19 protein-coding genes are annotated in these 19,698 nt (G+C 67.2%); 6 read left to right on the forward strand and 13 right to left on the reverse strand.

Features of this window, described 5'->3' with window-relative positions; translation table 11 throughout:
- Positions 1-3: 3 nt before the first annotated feature.
- The 3 genes from nikC to BLQ70_RS04570 form a co-directional block, all read right to left on the reverse strand.
- Positions 4-909 carry a nickel transporter permease gene (gene nikC, locus BLQ70_RS04560; protein WP_091855958.1) on the reverse strand — a complete coding sequence of 302 codons (906 nt, stop codon included), beginning with the start codon at positions 907-909 and terminating at the stop codon, positions 4-6.
- A gap of 12 nt (positions 910-921) precedes the next feature.
- Positions 922-1,986: an ABC transporter permease gene (locus BLQ70_RS04565; RefSeq protein ID WP_091855959.1), complete on the reverse strand. Its 1,065-nt coding sequence runs from the start codon at positions 1,984-1,986 to the stop codon at positions 922-924.
- 155 nt (positions 1,987-2,141) lie between these two features.
- On the reverse strand, positions 2,142-3,746 hold the full coding sequence (locus BLQ70_RS04570) for an ABC transporter substrate-binding protein (protein ID WP_091855960.1): 1,605 nt from the start codon (positions 3,744-3,746) through the stop codon (positions 2,142-2,144).
- Between the two features lie 234 nt (positions 3,747-3,980).
- Here BLQ70_RS04570 and BLQ70_RS04575 point away from each other — a divergent pair, with 234 nt between their 5' ends.
- From BLQ70_RS04575 to BLQ70_RS04585, 3 genes are read left to right on the forward strand one after another with little or no spacing between them, the layout of a single operon-like run.
- Complete coding sequence (locus BLQ70_RS04575; protein ID WP_091855961.1) at positions 3,981-7,382, forward strand: transglutaminase family protein; 3,402 nt, start codon at positions 3,981-3,983, stop codon at positions 7,380-7,382.
- 8 nt (positions 7,383-7,390) lie between these two features.
- Entirely contained in the window at positions 7,391-9,913 is a 2,523-nt protein-coding gene (locus tag BLQ70_RS04580) for a circularly permuted type 2 ATP-grasp protein (protein WP_091855962.1), read from the forward strand.
- Positions 9,910-10,788, forward strand: coding sequence for a transglutaminase family protein (locus BLQ70_RS04585; protein ID WP_091855963.1), 879 nt, complete (start codon positions 9,910-9,912; stop codon positions 10,786-10,788). The genes BLQ70_RS04580 and BLQ70_RS04585 overlap by 4 nt, the downstream gene beginning before the upstream one ends.
- Positions 10,789-10,792: 4 nt before the next feature.
- On the opposite strand, the gene BLQ70_RS04590 is transcribed toward BLQ70_RS04585, so the two are convergent.
- On the reverse strand, positions 10,793-11,155 hold the full coding sequence (locus BLQ70_RS04590) for a winged helix-turn-helix transcriptional regulator (RefSeq protein WP_091855964.1): 363 nt from the start codon (positions 11,153-11,155) through the stop codon (positions 10,793-10,795).
- Positions 11,156-11,254: 99 nt separating this feature from the next.
- Between BLQ70_RS04590 and BLQ70_RS04595 the strand changes: the two genes are divergently transcribed.
- A complete protein-coding gene (locus tag BLQ70_RS04595) occupies positions 11,255-12,268 on the forward strand; it encodes a zinc-binding alcohol dehydrogenase family protein (RefSeq protein ID WP_091855965.1) in 1,014 nt (337 codons plus the stop codon).
- 21 nt (positions 12,269-12,289) lie between these two features.
- Here the strand turns inward: BLQ70_RS04595 and BLQ70_RS26295 are convergent, their stop codons facing one another.
- From BLQ70_RS26295 to BLQ70_RS25550, 4 genes are all read right to left on the reverse strand, one after another.
- Positions 12,290-12,487: a four-helix bundle copper-binding protein gene (locus BLQ70_RS26295; protein WP_483062266.1), complete on the reverse strand. Its 198-nt coding sequence runs from the start codon at positions 12,485-12,487 to the stop codon at positions 12,290-12,292.
- Entirely contained in the window at positions 12,487-12,621 is a 135-nt protein-coding gene (locus tag BLQ70_RS26225; RefSeq protein ID WP_425284550.1) for a hypothetical protein, read from the reverse strand. The genes BLQ70_RS26295 and BLQ70_RS26225 overlap by 1 nt, the downstream gene beginning before the upstream one ends.
- Positions 12,622-12,685: 64 nt before the next feature.
- Complete coding sequence (locus tag BLQ70_RS04605) at positions 12,686-14,131, reverse strand: aldehyde dehydrogenase family protein (protein ID WP_091855966.1); 1,446 nt, start codon at positions 14,129-14,131, stop codon at positions 12,686-12,688.
- A gap of 78 nt (positions 14,132-14,209) precedes the next feature.
- Positions 14,210-14,362, reverse strand: coding sequence for a hypothetical protein (locus tag BLQ70_RS25550; RefSeq protein ID WP_170843306.1), 153 nt, complete (start codon positions 14,360-14,362; stop codon positions 14,210-14,212).
- Positions 14,363-14,535: 173 nt separating this feature from the next.
- On the opposite strand from BLQ70_RS25550, the gene BLQ70_RS04615 reads away from it, so the two are divergent.
- Entirely contained in the window at positions 14,536-15,024 is a 489-nt protein-coding gene (locus tag BLQ70_RS04615; protein WP_170843307.1) for a pyridoxamine 5'-phosphate oxidase family protein, read from the forward strand.
- A 15-nt stretch (positions 15,025-15,039) separates the two neighbouring features.
- On the opposite strand, the gene BLQ70_RS04620 is transcribed toward BLQ70_RS04615, so the two are convergent.
- From BLQ70_RS04620 to BLQ70_RS04635, 4 genes are all read right to left on the reverse strand, one after another.
- Positions 15,040-15,690, reverse strand: a complete 651-nt coding sequence (locus BLQ70_RS04620) for a phosphatase PAP2 family protein (RefSeq protein WP_113585268.1) — start codon at positions 15,688-15,690, stop codon at positions 15,040-15,042.
- A 95-nt stretch (positions 15,691-15,785) separates the two neighbouring features.
- Entirely contained in the window at positions 15,786-16,685 is a 900-nt protein-coding gene (locus BLQ70_RS04625; RefSeq protein WP_061965048.1) for a diacylglycerol/lipid kinase family protein, read from the reverse strand.
- 44 nt (positions 16,686-16,729) lie between these two features.
- The gene (locus BLQ70_RS04630) at positions 16,730-17,617 is read right to left on the reverse strand and encodes a transglutaminase-like domain-containing protein (RefSeq protein WP_091855970.1); all 888 of its coding nucleotides are present in this window, start codon (positions 17,615-17,617) and stop codon (positions 16,730-16,732) included.
- A gap of 338 nt (positions 17,618-17,955) precedes the next feature.
- Positions 17,956-18,339, reverse strand: a complete 384-nt coding sequence (locus tag BLQ70_RS04635) for a PRC-barrel domain-containing protein (RefSeq protein ID WP_061965051.1) — start codon at positions 18,337-18,339, stop codon at positions 17,956-17,958.
- A 256-nt stretch (positions 18,340-18,595) separates the two neighbouring features.
- Here BLQ70_RS04635 and BLQ70_RS04640 point away from each other — a divergent pair, with 256 nt between their 5' ends.
- Positions 18,596-18,862, forward strand: coding sequence for a glycine zipper domain-containing protein (locus BLQ70_RS04640; protein WP_425284551.1), 267 nt, complete (start codon positions 18,596-18,598; stop codon positions 18,860-18,862).
- A gap of 79 nt (positions 18,863-18,941) precedes the next feature.
- Here the strand turns inward: BLQ70_RS04640 and BLQ70_RS04645 are convergent, their stop codons facing one another.
- Positions 18,942-19,691, reverse strand: coding sequence for a UTRA domain-containing protein (locus BLQ70_RS04645; RefSeq protein ID WP_091855971.1), 750 nt, complete (start codon positions 19,689-19,691; stop codon positions 18,942-18,944).
- Between the last annotated feature and the right edge of the window lie 7 nt (positions 19,692-19,698).

The raw sequence follows: 19,698 nt of genomic DNA on the forward strand, positions 1-19,698 counted from the left end.
GGCTTACCTCGCATCCATGACGTCGCGGAGCCCGTCGCCGAGCAGGTTGAAGCCGAGCGCGACGATGCAGATGGCGACGCCGGGGAAGGTCGCGACCCACCACTGGTCGAAGATCTGCTCGCGGCCGGCGGAGATCATCGCGCCCCATTCTGGCATCGGCGGCTGGGCACCGAGACCGAGGAAGCCGAGGCCAGCGGCCGTCAGGATGATGCCCGCCATGTCGAAGGTGGTACGCACGATCAGCGAGGACATGCACATCGGCACGACATGCTTCCAGATGATGCGCCCCTGCGAGGCACCCTGCAGGCGCATCGCGGCGATGTAATCCTGGTTGCGGATCACCATGGTCTCGGCGCGGGCGACGCGAGCGTAAGGCGGCCAGGTCGTGATCGCGATGGCGATGATGGCATTGACGATGCCGGGGCCGAGCGCCGCGACGAAGGCCAGCGCCAGAACGAGGCGCGGGAAGGCGAGGAAGACGTCGGTGATGCGCATCAGCAGACGATCGACCCAGCCGCCGTAATAGCCGGAGATCGCGCCGATCAGCAGGCCGAAGGGGCCGACCGTGACGACGACCAGCAGCACGATCACCAGCGTGATGCGCGTGCCGTAGACGATGCGGCTGAAGATGTCACGGCCGAGCGCGTCGGTGCCGAACCAGTTGGTCGCCGACGGCGGCAGCAGGCGCTTGTCGAGCGTCTGCGCGATCGGATCGAAGGGCGCGATCAGGGGCGCGAAGGCGGCGATCAGCAGCAGCAGGACGATGATGACGAGGCCCGCCACCGCCATCGGGTTGCGCTTGAAGGCAAGCCATTGCCGGTAGAGCTGGCCGAGGCGGGCCTGGCGGCGCGTCTCAGGGCTGTCGCTGATCAGCCAGGCATGCAGGCCAGTCGAGGAGGTATCGCTCATGTGTCCGCCCCCTCAGCGCACGCGCGGATCGGCGAGGCGGCCGATGATGTCGGTCAGGAGATTGACCGCGATGAAGACGACGCCGACCACCAGCGTGCCGCCGAGCACCGCGTTCATGTCGGCATTGAGCAGGGCGTTGGTGAGATAGCGGCCGAGGCCCGGCCAGGCGAAGATCGTCTCGGTCAGCACCGAGCCCTCCAGCAGATGCATGTAGGAGAGCGCGATCACGGTGAAGAGCGGCACGGCGGCGTTGCGCAGCGCGTGGCGCCAGATCACGGCCGTCTCGGAGACGCCCTTCACGCGGGCGGCGATGACATATTGCTGCTGCAGCTCGGTGATCATGAAGCTGCGCGTCATGCGGCTGATATAGGCGACCGAAAGCAGGCCGAGAACCAAGGCCGGCAGGATCAGATGCGAGAAGGCGTCCCAGAACGCCTCCCATTCGCCCTCCAGCGCGGCATCGATCATGATGACGCCGGTGCGGGTGGTGACGATGTCCTGCCAGACGACCGAGATGCGCCCGGGACCAGCGACCCAGCCGAGCTTGGCGTAGAACAGCAGCAGCGCCATCAGGCCGATCCAGAAGACCGGGACGGAATAGCCGACGAGGCCGACGACGCGGGCGACCTGGTCCTGCCAGCGGCCCTGGTTGACGGCGGCGAGGATGCCGAGCGGCACGCCGATGAGGACGCCGATCAGCGTGCCGAGCGTCGCGAGCTCCAGCGTCGCCGGGAAGACGCGCTTGATGTCCTCGACGACCGGGTTCGAGGTCAGCACGGAGGTACCGAGATTCCCGGTGAAGACCTTGCCGATATAGATCGCGAATTGCTGCCAGAGCGGCTTGTCGAGGCCGAGCTCGATGCGCGCCGCCTCATAGGTCTCGGGTCGGGCGTTGTCGCCGACGACGGCGAGCACGGGATCGATCGGAATGACGCGGGCGATGAAGAAGGTGACCAGCAGCAGGCCGAACATGGTGATGACCACGGTGGTCAGCTCGCGCGAAAGGGCGCGGCCCCAGCGGCGAAGCCTTCCCGGCGCGGCGGCCTTGGCTGTGGGAGCTTGCGTCACGGCTGTCATGACCCGCCTCCATTTCTTGTGTTTTTCGTCGGTATGCCGGAACCGGCCGCGAGCAATCCAGGCTGCGCGGACATCCGGGGCATATCCGGAGATGAGGCATGAAAGGAAACCCGCCGCGACCTTTCAGGATCGCGGCGGGCTCCTGAGCCGGGGGCTCAGTTCTTGGTGATGGGGGCGTAGCGGTTGGTGTCCGAGCTCGGTCCGATGACCCAGCCGTTCACGTTCTTGCGCTCGGCCGAGACCTCGATCTGCTGGAACATGATGACGAAGGGCGAAACCTTCTGGTGCTCGCGCTGCAGGCCCTCATAGGCGGTCTTGCGCTTGGCCGCATCGGATTCCAGCACGGCGGCCTGGGTGGTCTTGGTCATCTGCGGGATATCCCAGGCATTGCGCCAGGCCAGCGTCTTCGACTTCGCCTCCTCGCCATTGTCCTCGTTGATGGCGAAGGTCTCGGCATTGGTGTGCGGGTCGAGATAGTCCGGCCCCCACTGGCCGATATAGATGTCATGGGTGCGGGCGCGGTACTTGGTCAGCGTCTGCTTGCCGTCGCCGGGGATGATCTCCAGCTTGACGCCGGCCTGGGCCCATGTCGCCTGGATCGCCTGAGCGATGTCGGTGATCGGCGCGACCGAACGGGTGTCCATCGTCACGGTGAAGCCGTTGGGGAGCCCGGCCTTGGCCAGCAGTTCCTTCGCCTTGGCGACGTTGAGCGAATAGGGCTTGTCCGTGATCGCGCCGAGGAAGCCCTGCGGCAGGAAGGATTCGTGGCCCTTATAGGTGCCCTCGAGGATGTTCTTCTCGATCGAGGCGTAGTCGACCAAGAGCTTGAGCGCCTCGCGGACCTCGGGCTTGGCGAGGTTCGGGTTCTTCTGGTTCAGGCCGAGATAAAGGATGTAGCCCTTGTCGCCCTGGACGATCTTGATCGCGTCGTTGGTCTTGACCGCCGCGAGCTGGTCCTTGGAGAGGTTGCGGGCGATATCGACGTCGCCCTTCTCGACGAGGAGGCGCTGCGAGGCCGGCTCCGCGACATGGCGCACGACGATGCGCTTGCTCTTCGGGGCGCCCTTCCACCAGCTCTCGTTGGCGTCGAGCGTGTACTGCTCGTTCGGGCGATAGCTGCGGACCTTGTAGGCGCCGGAGCCGGCCGAATTCAGCTTCAGCCAGCCATTGCCCCAGTCGCCATCCTTCTCGTTGGCCTTGACCAGCTTGGAGTCGACGATGGCAGCGACGCCGGAGGTCAGGCAGTTATAGAAGAAGGTCGGGGCGAAAGGCTTCGAGACCGTGATCTGGACGGTGTTCTCGTCGACGGCCTTGACCTTGTCGAGCACGTTCTCGGCGACGAAGCCGAACTGGCGCAGGATGAAGCCCGGCGACTTGTTGAGCGTGACCGCGCGCTGGAAGGAATAGACCACGTCGGCGGCGGTCATCGGGTTGCCGGAGTGGAACTTCACGCCTTTGCGCAGCTTGAAGGTGTAGGTCAGGTTGTCGGGGCTGACGGTCCAGCTCTCGGCAAGATCCGGGATCAGCTCGTTATTCTTGGCGATGTCGATATTGATGAGCTTGTCGTAGACATTCGCGCCGACCTCGACGCCCGAGAACTCGAAGGCCTCGGCCGGATCGAGTGTGATGATGTCGTCGATCTGCTTGGCCATCACGATCGTGTCCTTCGGCGTCTGCGCGAAGGCGGCGGTGGTCGACATCAGGGCCGCAAAGGCCGAAACCGCCATCAACTTGGCTACGTGACGCATCGATTTCCCCATTGTTCGTGTTGCGCGGGCGCTAGCCGCCCGTTGGGCGCTATGTGCAACCAGTCCCTAGCGGCTGTCCAGTCGACGAACGGCGATGGAAAGGGCTCGGCGGGGCATTTTGCACATCTCTTGAGCAGCAACCCGGCACTCAGGGAGCTTTCCGGCCTTGGCGACTCCTTGCGCGCGCCGACCGCCCCGCTAACCTGACGTCGCCGGCGGCTTTCGCCTGGGACTAGGGGGCGAAACTTGGCCATCATCGCCGCGCTGAACCATGTCACGCACTACCGCTACGACCGGCCGGTCACGCTCGGGCCGCAGATCGTGCGCCTGCGACCGGCGCCGCATTGCCGGGCCGCAATCCAAAGCTACTCGCTGAAGGTGACGCCGGCACAACATTTCGTGAACTGGCAGCAGGACCCGGCCGGCAACTGGCTGGCCCGATTTGTTTTTCCGGAACCCGTGATGGAATTCCGGATCGAGGTCGATGTCGTCACCGAACTGTCGATCATCAATCCATTCGATTTCTTCGTCGAAGCGCAGGCAGAGACCTTCCCCTTCGCCTACACGCAAGAGCAGACGGAGGAGCTTGCGCCTTACCTGGTCACGGAGCCGGCCGGGCCGCTGCTCTGCGCCTTCCTCGCCGAGCTGCCGCGCGAGCCGCTGAACACCGTCAACTTCATCGTCGACCTCAATGCCCGCCTGCAGCGGCGCATCGCCTATGGCATCCGCATGGAGCCCGGCGTGCAGGAGCCGGAGCATACGCTGTCGATCGGGTCGGGCTCCTGCCGAGACACGAGCTGGCTGCTGGTCCAGGCGCTCCGGCATCTCGGCCTCGCGGCGCGCTTCGTCTCCGGCTATCTGATCCAGATGAAGGCGGATATCGATCCGCTCGAAGGCCCACGCGGGACCGACAAGGACTTCACCGACCTCCACGCCTGGGCCGAGGTCTATATCCCCGGCGCCGGCTGGGTCGGGCTCGACCCGACCTCGGGGCTGCTCACCGGCGAGGGCCATCTGCCGCTGGCGGCGACGGCGCATTATCGCTCGGCCGCGCCGGTCTCGGGCGTTGCGAGCTATGCCGAGACGAGCTTCGACTTCCAGATGAGCGTGACGCGGGTGCACGAGGTGCCGCGCATCACGCTGCCCTTCTCCGACGCGTCCTGGGGCGAGCTCGACGCGCTCGGTGACAAGGTCGAGGCCGATCTGCAGGCGCAGGATGTCCGTCTCACCTTGGGCGGCGAACCGACCTTCGTCTCGATCGACGACCAGACCGGCGAGGAATGGAACATCGCCGCCGTCGGGCCGACCAAGCGCCAGCGCGCAGACGTGCTGATCCGCCGGCTGCGCCAGCGCTTCGCGCCCGGCGGGATGCTGCATTACGGCCAGGGCAAATGGTATCCGGGCGAGACCCTGCCGCGCTGGGCCTTCGCGCTCTACTGGCGCCGGGATGGCCAGCCGATCTGGCGCAATGCCGATCTCATCGCCCGCGAGCCCGGCGCGCAGACCGGCGGCGACCGCGAACTCGACATCGCCTCCACGATCCGCGACGCCGAGGCGCTGGCGCAGGGGCTTTCCGAGAGGCTCGGGCTCGGCGCCGACCATGTGATGCCGGCCTATGAGGACACCGGTGTCTGGCTGCTCAAGGAGGCGCAGCTGCCCGACAATGTCGACCCGCTCGATTCGCGCCTTTCCGATCCGGAGGAGCGCTCGCGGATGGCGCGGGTCTTCGAGCTCGGCCTCGGCAATCCGCGCGGCTACGTCATCCCGGTGCAGCGCTGGCAGGCAGGCGCGAACGACCGCCGCTGGCGCTCGGAGAAATGGCAGCTGCGCCGCGGCAAGCTCTTCCTGGTGCCCGGCGACTCGCCGGTCGGCTATCGGCTGCCATTGGGCTCGCTGCCGGTCGTGCCCAAGGCCGAATACCCGCATATCCATCCGCAGGACCCGATGGAGTCGCGCCCGCCCCTGGCCGCGGCCGGCCCCGCCGGAGCGAGCTGGACCGATCATCCCGAGGCGCGGCCTGCGGAGCCGGCCACCACGGAGGAACGGCCCGGTCCGGCACAGATGAGCATCGGCGCAACTGCGGCGGCGGGTCCGGTCCAGGACCGGCGCGAGCAGGAGATCGGCGGCGAGCATGTCCGCACCGCGCTCAGCCTCGAGATCCGCGACAATGTGCTCTGCGTCTTCCTGCCCCCGGTCGAGCGGCTGGAGGATTATCTCGACCTTGTCGCCTCGGTCGAGGCGGTGGCGGAGGAGCTCGGCCAGCCCGTGCATATCGAGGGCTATGCGCCGCCCTTCGACCCGCGTCTCGACGTCATCAAGGTCACGCCCGATCCCGGCGTGATCGAGGTCAATATCCACCCGGCAAAGGACTGGCGCGAGGCGGCGGCGATCACGCAGGGCGTCTACGAGGAGGCGCGGCTGGCGCGGCTCTGCGCCGAGAAGTTCATGGTCGACGGCCGCCATACCGGCACCGGCGGCGGCAACCATGTCGTGCTCGGTGGCGTGACGCCGGCCGACTCGCCCTTCCTGCGCCGGCCGGACCTGCTCAAGAGCATCATCCTCTACTGGAACCGGCACCCGTCGCTGTCCTACCTGTTCTCGGGGCTGTTCATCGGCCCGACCAGCCAGGCGCCGCGCATCGACGAGGCAAGGCAGGATCAGCTCTACGAACTGGAGATCGCACTGGCGCAGGTGCCCAGGCCCGGCGAAAAGCCGATCCCGCTCTGGCTGGTCGACCGGCTGTTGCGCAACCTGCTGGTCGACGTCTCCGGCAACACGCACCGCACCGAGATCTGCATCGACAAGCTCTATTCGCCTGATGGGCCGACCGGGCGGCTCGGGCTGGTCGAATTCCGCGGCTTCGAGATGCCGCCGGATGCACGGATGTCGCTCGCCCAGCAATTGCTGCTGCGCGCGCTCATCGCCTGGTTCTGGCGGGAGCCGCTCGACGGTAAGCTGGTTCGGTGGGGCACGACCTTGCATGACCGTTTCATGCTGCCCGAGATGGTCTGGCAGGATTTCAAGGACGTGCTCGCAGACCTCAAGCGCGCCGGCTATGCCTTCGATCCCGTCTGGTTCGAGGCGCAGGCCGAGTTCCGATTTCCCTTCTTCGGCAAGGTCGCGCATGGCGGCGTCGCGATCGAGATCCGGCAGGCGCTCGAACCCTGGCATGTCATGGGCGAAGAAGGCGCGATCGGCGGCACGGTGCGCTATGTCGACTCGTCGATCGAGCGTCTGCAGGTCAAGGCGACCGGACTGGTCCCGGGCCGTCATCTCGTCACCTGCAACGGCCGGCGCCTGCCGCTGACGGACACCGGCGTCTCGGGCGAGGCCGTCGCAGCGGTGCGCTTCAAGGCGTGGCAGCCGGCATCTGGCCTGCATCCGAAGATCCCGGTGCATGCGCCATTGACCTTCGACATCGTCGATCTCTGGTCCGGCCGCTCGCTCGGCGGTTGCGTCTACCATGTCGCCCATCCCGGGGGGCGCAATTACGAGACACCTCCGGTCAATTCCTACGAGGCGGAGGCAAGACGGCTCGCACGTTTCGAGGCGATCGGTCATAGTCCCGGCGCTCTGGCGATTCCGCCGGAGGAACGCAGCGCCGAATTCCCGCTCACGCTGGATCTGAGGCGCCCGACAGGGATCTGACGCGAAGAATGCCGGTGCAGGGCCGCATCCGATCGGGACGCAGCAGGGCCGAGCGGCGCGCATCGCTGCTTGCCGGCTATCGTCCCTTGCCGGGCGTCTGCGACGAGTTCATCGACGAGAACGGGAATGTGCGCCCGCATTGGGAGCCGTTCCTGTCGGGCTGGTGCGCCTTGTCGCCCTCTGAGCTGAACCAGCGCTTCGGGTTGGCCGACCGGCATGTCCGCGACACCGGCGTGTCCTATCGCGTCCATGGCGATATCGACGAGCGCGACCCCGGCGTCGGCGAGCGTGCCTGGCCCTTGTCGCATGTGCCGCTCGTCATTCCCGAGGCGGAATGGCAGGCGATCGCCGCCGGCGTGACGCAGCGCGCCGAATTGCTCTCGACCCTGCTCGACGACATCTACGGGCCGGGCGAATTGATCGCGGAGGGCCTCCTGCCCGCTGCCGTCGTCACCGGCAGCCCCGATTACCTGCGCCCGATGCACGGGATCGCAGGCGGCGGCACGCTCCAGCTCTATGCGGCCGATCTCGGCCGTGGTCCGGACGGACGCTGGTGGGTGCTGCAAGACCGGACCCAGGCCCCCTCCGGCGCCGGCTACGCGCTGGAGAACCGGCTGGCGCTGGCGCGCGCCTTCCCCGACATGTTCCGCAACATGAACATCGAGCGGCTGGCGGCCTTCTTCCAGGGCTTTCGAGCGGGGCTGGTTTCCAGCTCGAAGCGTGTCGAGCCGCGCATCGCCCTGCTGACGCCCGGCCCGCTCAACGAAAGCTATTTCGAGCAGGCCTATCTGGCGCGCTATCTCGGCTTCCTGCTGGTCGAGGGTGGCGACCTGCTGATGCGCGAGGGCCGCGTGCATGTGCGCACCATCGCCGGCCTGAAGCGCGCCGACGTGATCTGGCGACGCATCGACGGCGATTTCGCCGATCCGCTCGAGCTCAATTCCCGCTCGGCGCTCGGTGTCGCCGGGCTGGTCGAGGCCGCCCGGCAAGGTCAGGTCCGCATCGCCAACGGGCTCGGCTCCGGGGTCGTCGAGGCACGCGCCCTGATGGGCTTCCTGCCAGCTCTGGCGCGGAAACTGCTCGGCCAGGACCTGATCCTGCCGAATATCGCGACATGGTGGTGCGGGCAGCCGCAGGAGCGGCAGACCGTGCTCGACAGGCTGGGCGAGATGACCATCGCACCGGCCTTCCGCGGCGGCGGCAACGGCACCGACGCATCTCAGGTCGTGGCCGGGGAATTGCCGGAGGCGGAGCGCGCAGCGCTGCGCGAGCGCATCGAGGCGCATGGCATGGATTATGTCGGGCAGGAGGTCGTCAGGCTCTCGACCATGCCGGTCTTCCAGAACGGCCGGCTCGAACCGCATCCGATGACGCTGCGCGTCTTCGCCGCAGCGACGCCCGACGGCTGGAAAGTGATGCCCGGTGGCTTCTGCCGGATCTCCGACGAGCCCGATGCCCGTGCGGTCAGCATGCGCAACGGCGTGCGCTCCAGCGATGTCTGGGTCACCTCGAATGAGCCAGTCGCGCAGGTCACCCTGCTGCCGGCGCCGGACCGCATCAGCATCCGCCGCGTCACCGGCACGCTGCCGAGCCGGGCCGCCGACAACCTGTTCTGGCTCGGACGCTATCTGGAGCGCGGCGAGGCGATCCTGCGCCTGGTGCGCGCTCTGCTCGGCCGCCTGATCGATCCCGACCCGGCGCCCGGCCGCAACGACACGGTGCGCCAGCTCGCCGGCATGCTCGTTGCCTGGGGCGCCGCGCCCACCGGGCAGGAACGCCGGGCGCCTGCGGCACAGGCCTATGCCGCGCTCTACAGCCTCGACGATTACGGCTCGGCCGCCGCTTCGCTGCGCGAGGCGCGGCGCACCGCCTCGGGCATCCGCGAGCGCCTCTCCGTCGATGCCTGGCGATTGTTCGGCGACCTCCAGCGCCAGCTCGATCCCGAGGACGGGCGCAAGCCGAGCGAGGGCGAGGCCTACGAGATCGCCGACCGGGCGCTGAAATCGCTCGCCGCCTTCTCCGGCCTCGGCCAGGAAAACATGGTGCGCGGCAACGGCTGGCGCTTCCTCGATATCGGCAGGCGGCTGGAACGGGGCATCGCGACCTGCCGCTTCGCCCGGCAGTTCGCCGACAGCAACGCCTCCAGTGACAGTCTCGACGCGCTGCTCGACCTGACCGACTCGCAGATCACCTATCGCTCGCGCTATCTGCTTGGCGCCAGCCTGCAGCCCGTGCTCGACCTCGTCATGCTCGACCCCTACAATCCGCGCTCGGTCGCCTTTCAGGTCGAGCGGCTCGACGCCGAGATCGCCGCCCTGCCGACGCTTGCCGATGACGGCATGCTGGAGGCACCGCGCCGGCTGGTGCTGCGACTGGCGGCCGATTGCCGGACGATGGAGGCAAGCCGGCTCGACCGCACCAGCATCCTGCTGTTCGAACAGTTGCTGATGGGGCTCTCGGGCGCGATCGCCGATCGCTATTTCCTGCAGAACAGCGGCCCCGAAGGCTCGCGGATGACGAGCATCGCGTGATCTACGAGCTGCGCCACGTCACGACCTACGGCTATAGCCGGCCGGTGCCTTTTTCCCGCTGCATCCTGCGGCTTTTGCCGCGCGACGGGGCGGGCCAGCGCGTGCTGAAGAGCGAGTTGCTGATCGCGCCCCGCCCGGCCGAACGCAATGACGGGCTCTGCTTCTTCGGCAACCGCATGACCACGATCACGATCACCAAGCCGCATCGCGAGCTGAAGCTCGAAATGCGGGCGCGGATCGAGGTCGACCGGCCGCCGCCGCCCCATACCGGGCTGACGCGGAACTGGGAGGATGTCGCGGCGCTGGCGCTCGATTCCCGGAGCCTCGCGCCGGATTCGCCAGCGCATCACCTTTATCCCAGTCGGCTCGTGCCGCATGTCCCCGCGGTGATCGACTATGCCCGGTCGAGCTTCGACGCCGGCCGACCGGTGCTGGAAGCGGCCTGCGAACTGATGGCCAGGATCAGGCGCGACTTCACCTACGATCCCGAGGCGACCGAGGTGACGACGCCATTGGCCGAGGCTTTCGACCAGCGCCACGGCGTCTGCCAGGATTTCGCGCATATCATGATCGCGGGCCTCAGAGGCCTCGGCCTGCCGGCGGCCTATGTCTCCGGCTATATCCGCACCATCCCGCCGCCGGGCCAGAAGCGGCTCGAAGGCGCCGATGCCAGCCATGCCTGGGCGATGCTGTGGTGCGGGCCGGAGACCGGCTGGATCGGGCTCGACCCGACCAATGACCTGATCGTCGCCGACGACCATATCGTCACCGCCTTCGGCCGCGACTATGCCGATGTCGCGCCGCTCGACGGCGTCGTGATTGGGCCGGGCACGCAGAAGGTCGGCGTCGCCGTCGACGTCGTCCCGGTCGGCTGAGCTTTCAGGCAGCGGCCTCGGAGGCTTGAGGCTGCGGCGAGCGGGCATGTGTCTCGCCCCAAACCTTCAGCGCCATGATGACCGGCTCCAGCGTCCGGCCCTTGGCTGACAGGCTGTATTCCACCCGCGGCGGCACTTCCGGGTAGACCACGCGCACGATCAGGCCGTCCGCCTCCAGCTCGCGCAACTGGGTCGTCAGCATGCGCTGGGTGACGCCGGGAATGCGCCGGCGGATTTCGTTGAAGCGCAAGGTACCACCCATCAGGTGATAGAGCGCGATGCCCTTCCACTTGCCGCCGATCAGGCCGAGCGCCGCCTCAACGGGGCAGCCGGCCGAGCAATAGGGCTCCTTGAAGCGCGGCGGCATGACAGTATCCTTTTCGACACTATAGGCTGAAATTGTGCGTTCTTGCGCCTCTTGAAGGTTATGCGCATCTCGGCTGCATCGCAATGCAGGAGAGACGCCATGCGCGCCGTCGGATACCGCCAGTCGCAACCCATCGCCGCCGAGACCAGCCTGATCGATCTCGATCTGCCCGTGCCGAAGGCGGCCGGACGAGATCTCCTGGTTGAGGTCCAGGCCGTATCGATCAACCCGGTCGACACCAAGATTCGCATCCGCAGCCAGCCGGCGGAAGGCCAGGCGAATGTGCTCGGGTGGGATGCTGCCGGCATCGTCAGGGCGGTGGGGCCGGAGGTGACCGGGTTCAAGCCGGGCGACGCGGTGTTCTATGCCGGGGCGATCGACCGGCCGGGCTCGAATGCGGAATTCCATCTCGTCGACGAGCGCATCGTCGGGCCGAAGCCGAAGAGCCTCGGCTTCGCCGAAGCCGCTGCCCTGCCGCTCACCGCCATCACCGCCTGGGAAATGCTGTTCGACCGGCTCGATATCCGCAAGCCCGTCCCGGGCGCGGCACATGCCGTGCTGATCATCGGGGGCGCGGGCGGCGTCGGCTCCATCGCGATCCAGCTCGCGCGCCAGCTCAGCGACGTCACGGTGATCGCGACCGCCTCGCGGCCCGAGACCCGCGCCTGGGCGCAGGAACTCGGCGCGCATCATGTGATCGACCATACCAAGCCCCTGCCCGCTCAGATCGCGGCGCTCGGCATCGGCGCGCCGGCCTTCGTCTTCTCGACGACCCATACCGACACCCATCTGGAGGGCATCGTCGAACTGATGGCGCCGCAGGGCCGGTTCGGCCTGATCGACGATCCGAAGACGCTCGACGCCAATCCATTGAAGCGCAAGAGCCTGTCGCTGCACTGGGAGCTGATGTTCACCCGCTCGCTGTTCCAGACCGCCGACATGGGCGAGCAGGGCAAGCTCCTGGCGGAAGTTTCGCGACTCGTCGACGAAGGCAAGATCCGCACGACGTTGGCGGAGCATTTCGGCACGATCAACGCCACCAATCTCAAGGGGGCGCATGCGCTGATCGAGAGCAACCGCGCCAAGGGCAAAATCGTGCTGGAAGGCTTCTGAGCCTTGCGGGCCGGCCCGCGCTCAGGCGGCGAGTGCGGCGCATGCCTTCGCACAGGCACGGCAGGCGGCGACGCAGGAATCCATGTTGCCGACCCGTGCGCAGTCAGTGGCACAGGCCTCGCAGACCTCGGCGCATTCCCTGGCCATGTGACGGCCGTGGACCGAATCCATCAGCAGCAGATGCGCCGTGGTCCGGCAGATTTCGGCGCAAGCCGCCATCAGGTGCAGATGGTCGGGCTCGGCATGAGCGCCGCCACCTTCAGGCAATGGGTCATCGCCATGCCGTGGCAGTGCTTGTAGCAGTCGAGCGCGAGGTCGGCTGCGTTGCGCGTCTTCGGGTCGAGATGGTGCATGTCGCGGCTCCGATCGGGAGGGGTATCCCGATCAACCGCCGCGACAGGCGCCCTGTTCCGGCGGTCAGGCCAGCGTATAGGCCGTCTTGACCGTGGTGTAGAACTCCTTGGCGTAGGCGCCCTGCTCGCGCGGGCCGTAGCTGGAGCCCTTCCGGCCGCCGAACGGCACATGGTAATCGACGCCCGCCGTCGGCAGGTTGACCATCACCATGCCGGCCTCGCTGTTGCGCTTGAAATGCGTCGCATGCTTGAGCGAGGTCGTGCAGATGCCCGAGGAGAGGCCGAACTCGGTGTCGTTGGCGAGGCTGAGCGCCTCCTCGTAATCCTTGACGCGGACGATGTTGGCGACCGGTCCGAAGACCTCCTCGCGCGAGATGCGCATGGCGTTGGTCGTCTCGGTGAAGAGCGCCGGCTGGAGGTAGAAGCCGGGGGTCTCGCGCTTCAGGAGCTCGCCGCCGAAGACCAGCTTGCCGCCCTCGTCCTTGGCGATCTGGATGTATTTCAGGTTCTGGTCGAGCTGGCTCTGGTCGACCACGGGGCCGATATGGGTGCCGGCCTTCAGCGCATCGTCGACGACGACGGTCTTCAGGCGCTCGATGCAGGCCTCGACGAATTTGTCGTGGATGCCGGCCTGGACGATCAGGCGCGAGGAGGCCGTGCAGCGCTGGCCGGTCGAGAAGAAGGCACCGTTGACCGCGACCTCGACGGCGACCTTCAGGTCGGCGTCATCCAGCACGACGAGCGGGTTCTTGCCACCCATCTCGAGCTGGACCTTCTTCATCGGATTGCCGGCGATGCAGGCGGCCGCGACCTTGCGGCCGGTCGGGACCGAACCGGTGAAGGAGATCGCATGCACGTCCTTGTGCTCCAGCAGCGCCTGGCCGACGACCGAGCCGCGGCCCATGACGAGGTTGAGAGCGCCCTTGGGCAGACCGGCGCGCTGCAGAATGTCGACCAGCGCCCAGGCCGAGCCCGGCACGAGATCGGCGGGCTTCAGGACGACGCAATTGCCCCAGGCGAGCGCCGGGGCGATCTTCCAGGCGGGGATCGCGATCGGGAAGTTCCAGGGCGTGATCATGCCGACGATGCCGACCGCCTCGCGGGTGATCTCGACGCCGACGCCCGGGCGCACCGACGGGACCATCTCGCCGCCGAGGCGCAGGCACTCACCGGCGAAAAAGGCGAAGACCTGGCCGGCGCGGGTCGCCTCGCCGATGCCCTCGCCAAGGGTCTTGCCCTCCTCACGCGAGAGCAGGCGGCCGAGTTCGTCCTTGCGGGCGAGGATCTCGTCGGAGGCCTTCTTCAGGATGTCGTAGCGCTCCTGCGGGGTGGAGCGGCTCCATGCCGGGAAGGCGGCCTTGGCGGCGGCGACCGCGTTGTTCAGGTCCTCGACCGTCCCTTGCGTGTACTCGCCGACGACGTCGTTGGTGTTCGAGGGGTTGATGTTGCGCGAGGCATTGGCTCCGCCGGCCCATTCGCCGGCAATGAGGTTCTTGAAGGGCGCGTTCATCTCTCTCTCCCACGAAACAGGCTCGTGGCTGGGTGTTAGCGCCTTTGGAGCGGGAAGGCCAATGCCCAGGGCGACAGGCTATTTTTCCTTGATCGAAAGCCCGTTCTTGCCGACCGAGATTTCCACGCCGTCCGGCTGCTTCTTCTCCTGGTAGAGCGAATAGCCGGTCACGGCGAGAGCGGCGACGAGAACAAGGACCAGTACAACCAGAAGATGACGCGAAGCGAGCATGGAGAAATCCTGTTGGAGGCGGCCAAGCCGCAAGCCCGATCCCAACGCGGGCCGGGCGGCGATGTTCCGCTGCACCGCCGGGAACGTTGCTTCTCGCGCAGCGTTGGCATGGCGCACAGGCCGGTTCCCAAGCGACGCTGGCCATGACAGGATCGCACCGGCAGGAGGTTGCCATGGCCGACACCGAACTGCAGGATCGCATCTGGGCTGCGCTAGCTGCCCACCCGGTCTACATGGTCTCGCTCGTCGCCGAAGGCGACATCAGGACCAGGCCGATGTCCGGCCATCTCGACCGCGACCACCACCGCCTGCTCTTCATCACGCACCGGCATACCGGCATCATCGGCGCGGCCTTGCGCTCGCCCTCCGTCAGCGTGGCGATCAGCCATGAGGACCGCAATTTCTACGCCGCTATTTCCTGCTCGGCCTCCGAGGTCCCGAGCCGCGAGACGCTGCGCGAGGTCTGGACGCCGATGGCGAGCGCCTGGTTCCCGAACGGGCCTGATGATCCCGACGCGACGCTGCTGGCGCTCACGCCGACCTCCGCCGAGATCTGGGACGGCCCGTCGAGCAGCGTGCTCGTCGCCTTCAAGCTGGCAACCGCCAAGATTCTCGGCCGCACGCCCGATCTCGGCGTCAACGCCACCATCGACATGCGCTGAGCCGGCGCCAGGGCCTCAGGCCGGGTCGGAAGCGGCCATTTTGCGGCCGAGCCATGCGTTCGCAACGCTCGACCAGACGATCCCGAGCGACCAGCCGCCGAGGACATCGGACGGCCAATGCACGCCGAGATAGATCCGGCTGAGGCCGATCAGGCCAACCATGACCACCGCCATGACCATGCAGAAGCGGGCGATATCGGCCTTCCGCGAGGCGATGCCGACGAATCCGGCGATGGTGAGCAGCGTCACTGCCGAAAGGAAGGCGTGCCCGCTGGGAAAGCTGGCTGTGAAGGTCAATGCCGCGTGCTCGACGATATCCGGCCGTTCGCGGGCGATCGCGATCTTCAGCCCCGTGCTGGCCAGGAAAGCGGCAGCGAGGCTCACGACGAGCCCGATCGCGAGATGGCGGTAGCCGCAGAGCCAGAGCGCCAGCGTCGCGGTCAACGCCATGAAGAACAGTCCGACGAAGCTGCCGAGCGCGGTCATGTCGCGCACCGCTTCGTGGAACCAGGCCGGCCCGAGCGGAACCGCGGGGTTGGCGGCATCGCGGAACAGCATGATCAGCGTGGTATCGAGGGAGAAGCTGCGCCCGGAAACAATCAGCAACGCCAGCCCGAGAAAGACCAGGCCGGCCACGGCGGGAACAAGGATGCGTGGCTGGGGCAAGAAGCGCGATCTCCGAAGGGTCTGGGACAGGAGATTACCGGAGGGCACCGGGGTCGAACAGGCGACGTTCCGCCGCCCGTGACTCGCGGGCTTCGTCACGCGCTCGCCGGGCGGGCGGCGATTACGCTGAGCGCCTTCGGCAGGAGACCGTAACGCAAGGGGCCGGCCTTGCGCTCGACCTCCCCGTCGAAAGTGATGTGCCCGCGCCCCTTGTCGCGCCGCGTCAACGTCACCGCATCGCCGGTGAAGGAGGCCAGATTATGCGAATCACGCCAATGACCGGACACGACCGACAAGGCCGCCTTGCCACGTGAATAGAGCCCGCCGGCATTCAGGACATGCACCTCGAAGACGCCATCGTCGAGCCGTGGACGACGCCAGTCCGCGCCCTCGAAGCAGTTCACCGTGACGAGCACCGCATCGGCCTCGACGAGGCGATGGTCGCTGCCGATGGTGATGTCGAGCATGACCGGGCGCGTGAACAGGATCGAGCGCGTCGCGGCGATGCCGAAGGCCGCCGCGCGGCTGAAAGGAAAGCGCCGGCGCGCATATTCGCGCTCGCGCGCCATCAGGCTGAAGAAGCCCATGCCGGACAGCGAATGGAACAGCCGGTCATTGACCCGGCCGACATCCATCTCCACCGGCTCGCCCCGGCAGAGCGCCCCGACCTGCTGCTCCAGCGGGCCGGCGAGCCCGAGATCGCGGCCGAGCACGTTCACGGTGCCCATCGGCAAGATGCCGACCGGGCGGTCGGCCTGGATCAGGACCGGCAAGGCGCCGTTGATCGTACCGTCGCCACCGGCGAGGACCGGCATCGCGTGGCGGTCCTCGATCGCGAGGGAGAGCGCATCGTCGATCTCGCGCGGGGGCACGAGGTGTACGTCAGCGCCGCAACCATGGGCCGCGAAGGCAGCCTCCAGCCGCGTGGCGAAAGCATCCGCGCCGGCTTCAAGAACCGTTCCGGCGCGGGCATTGACGATGACGGTGTAGCGCATGGTGCTGGGGTAGATGGGTGGCGCCCGATCACGCGCAAGAGCGGTTACGCGGCGGCCGGGCGCGCGTCGAACTGTTCCGGCATCGATGGCATCAACGGCATCGGCACCTCCTCGATCTCTTCGGTGACGACCTCGAAGCGCTGCAGGGTATGGGTTCCGAAGGAGCTGATCATCGCGACATCGGTCGCGTCGCGGCCGCGCGCGATGACGACGCGGCCGATGCGCGGTTCGTTATGGCGGGCATCGAACGTGTACCAGCGCCCGCCGAGGAAGACCTCGAACCAGGCATTGAAATCCATCGGGGCGGGATTGGGCGCCACGCCGATATCGCCGAGATAGCCGTTGCAGTAGCGCGCCGGGATATTCATGCAGCGGCAGAGCGCGACGGCGAGGTGCGCGAAGTCGCGGCAGACGCCGATCCGCTCCTCGAAAGCCTCGGCGGCGGTGCGGGTGTTGCGGGCGAAATGGTAGCCGAAGCTCAGGTGATTATGGACGAAGTCGACGATCGCCTGCACCCGCGGCCAACCCGCCTGGACCTGCCCGAACAGGCTCCAGGCCTGGTCGTAGAGCTTGTCGGTCTCGCAATAGCGGCTGCCCAGGAGATAGACGAGAGCCGAGTCCGGGAGACGCGACGGAGAAACCTCGCGGGCGACCGGATTCACGATATCGGGTTCGCCGGAATCGTGGACGATCCCCTCCGATTCCAGACGGATGCCGCCGGGCGGCGCGATCATGCGCCGACGGATATTGCCGAAGGCATCGAGATCCTGCGTCATCGCAATCGGCCGGGAGGGATCAGCGAGCGAGGTCAGCCTCATCTCGTCAGGCGTCGTCAGATCGTGCCGGCGCGACGGATGCACGTCCAGCAAGGTGATCAAGGGCATGTCATGGGCACAGATCAGCTCGATCCGATAGCCGTAACGGATGCGCATCTCGCCTTCTCCTGATGTGAGGGCCGGGACCGCTTCGCGCTTGGGCTGCTGCGGATCTTCGGGCGTCGTAATCCCCCGTCGGCTAGACGCGCGAAGGGGCCCGACTGTTCCCAAAACTCTCCAAAAAACGCCGATCCGCCACGAATTTGGCAGGTTTCGGCAAAGCACTCCAAACAAGAAGATGCGGGCCTTTCGGCCCGCATCCCGCCGCCACGACGGTTCGGCTGGGGGGATAGCAACCGCCGCGACCTGCGCCCTGATCGGCTCCGCATTCCTTGAAACGCGACCGATTCAAACTATAACTTGGCGGGTCACCTTCAGGCGAAATCGCCCTGCGGTCACATCATCCAGTAAGGCATCGTGCCGTAGTAGTCGTGGACACGCTTGCCGTAAGCCTTGTCGTCCCAGTCCGGCTCGCCTTCGCTGTCATACATCGGCGCCGCCTCGAGCTGTTCCTTGGTCAGCGGCACGACATAGCCGCCGCGCTGCGTGTCGTAGTCGAGAACGCTCCACGGGATCGGATGGTATTTCTCGCCCAGCCCGAGGAAACCGCCGAAGGACATGATGGCGTAGGCGACCTTCCCGGTCAGCTTGTCGAGCATCACGTCGTAGATTTCGCCGAGATGGTCGCCGGCCGCGTTGTAGACATCCGTGCCGGCAACGCGGGCACCCGCAATGAGCGGATTGGCGGTCGCAGTGGCGGTCATGGGAACATCGGTCATGGTCTTCCCCCTTGTTTCGCGATGGGATGCCGGAGAAAGCGCCCTCCGGCGGGACTTGCCTCACCAACCGACGCTGGGACGATAGGTTCCGGCGCGACCGGGAAAATTCGCGGCCTTCGTGCGGACACGAAATCCCTCTCCAAGACTGAAGACCGATGGAAGAAGGCGATAGCGGTTTGCCGCCAGGCGGAACCTTCGTCGCCCGACACTGTTGGGTGCTTCGAGCGACCCGTCATCTCACGGAGGAGGAGAGATCATGATCATCAAGAAGCTGCTGCTTGTCGCAGCCATCGGCGCCGCGCTGGGCGCCTGTACGCCCCGCGAGCAGAATGCCGGCACGGGCGCGCTGATCGGCGCGGGCGCCGGCGCCATCATCGGCGGCGCGGCCACGGGACGCGCCGGCGGCGCATTGGCCGGTGCAGCGATCGGCGGCGCGAGTGGCGCGATCATCGGTGGCGCGGCGACGCGTCAAAGCTGCTACGGGCGGGACGAATGGGGCCGCCGCTACGTCTACGATTGCTGAGACAGCATCCCATCCCAACGAAGGCCCGCCCGACCGGCGGGCCTTTATCTTTTGCGGGGGTGACGTGCCCTCCCTGCCCTCAGGCGGCGCCGTACGGCCCAAAGCGCCCGACAAAGCGGTGGCGGAAGCCGGGATAGAGCAGACGCACCGCCGTCACCGGCTGCAACTGGTTCCAGGTCCGCCGCTCGACCAAGAGGCAGGGCTCGCCGACCGCAATGTCGAGCAAGGCGGCCTGCTCTTCGCCAGCCCCGATCGCGCTGATCGCATGCTCGGCCTGCGACCACAGGCTGTGCTGCAAGAGCCAGTCGCCCGGCGGGGTCCCGGCGAAATCCTCGTCCGACAGCCCGGTCACGCCGGCAACATGGATGACGCGCTCCTCCAGCACATGCGGCTTGCCGTCAGCGCGATGCACGACAAGCAGGTGTGCCACCTTGTCGGAGCGCTTCAGGCCGAACAGCTCGGCGACCTCCGGCGAAGGCCGGCCATCGGTGCGGGCCAGCACCTCATAGGCATAAGCCTGACCGAGCTGGCGCACCTCCTCCGGGATCGAGAGGATGTCGAGCATGGCGTGGCTTGCCGGGGGCGTCGCGACCACGGTGCCGGAGCGGCGGCGGCGAATGATCAGACCTTCACGGGCGAGCTGCACAAGCGCGCGATGCACCGTCATGCGCGAGGCACCGAGCTGCTCCATCAGGGCATGCTCGGGCGGCACGCTCGTGCCCGGCTGCCATTCTCCGCTGACGACGAGATCGCGGATCGCCCGCCGAATCTGGTCATAGACCGGCCCCGCGCCGTCCAGTTTCACCGCGTCGAGCCGGGTCTCCGTCATCGTCGTC

The organism is Allobosea robiniae (assembly GCF_900102525.1).
Classification (GTDB): Bacteria; Pseudomonadota; Alphaproteobacteria; order Rhizobiales; family Beijerinckiaceae; genus Allobosea; species Allobosea robiniae.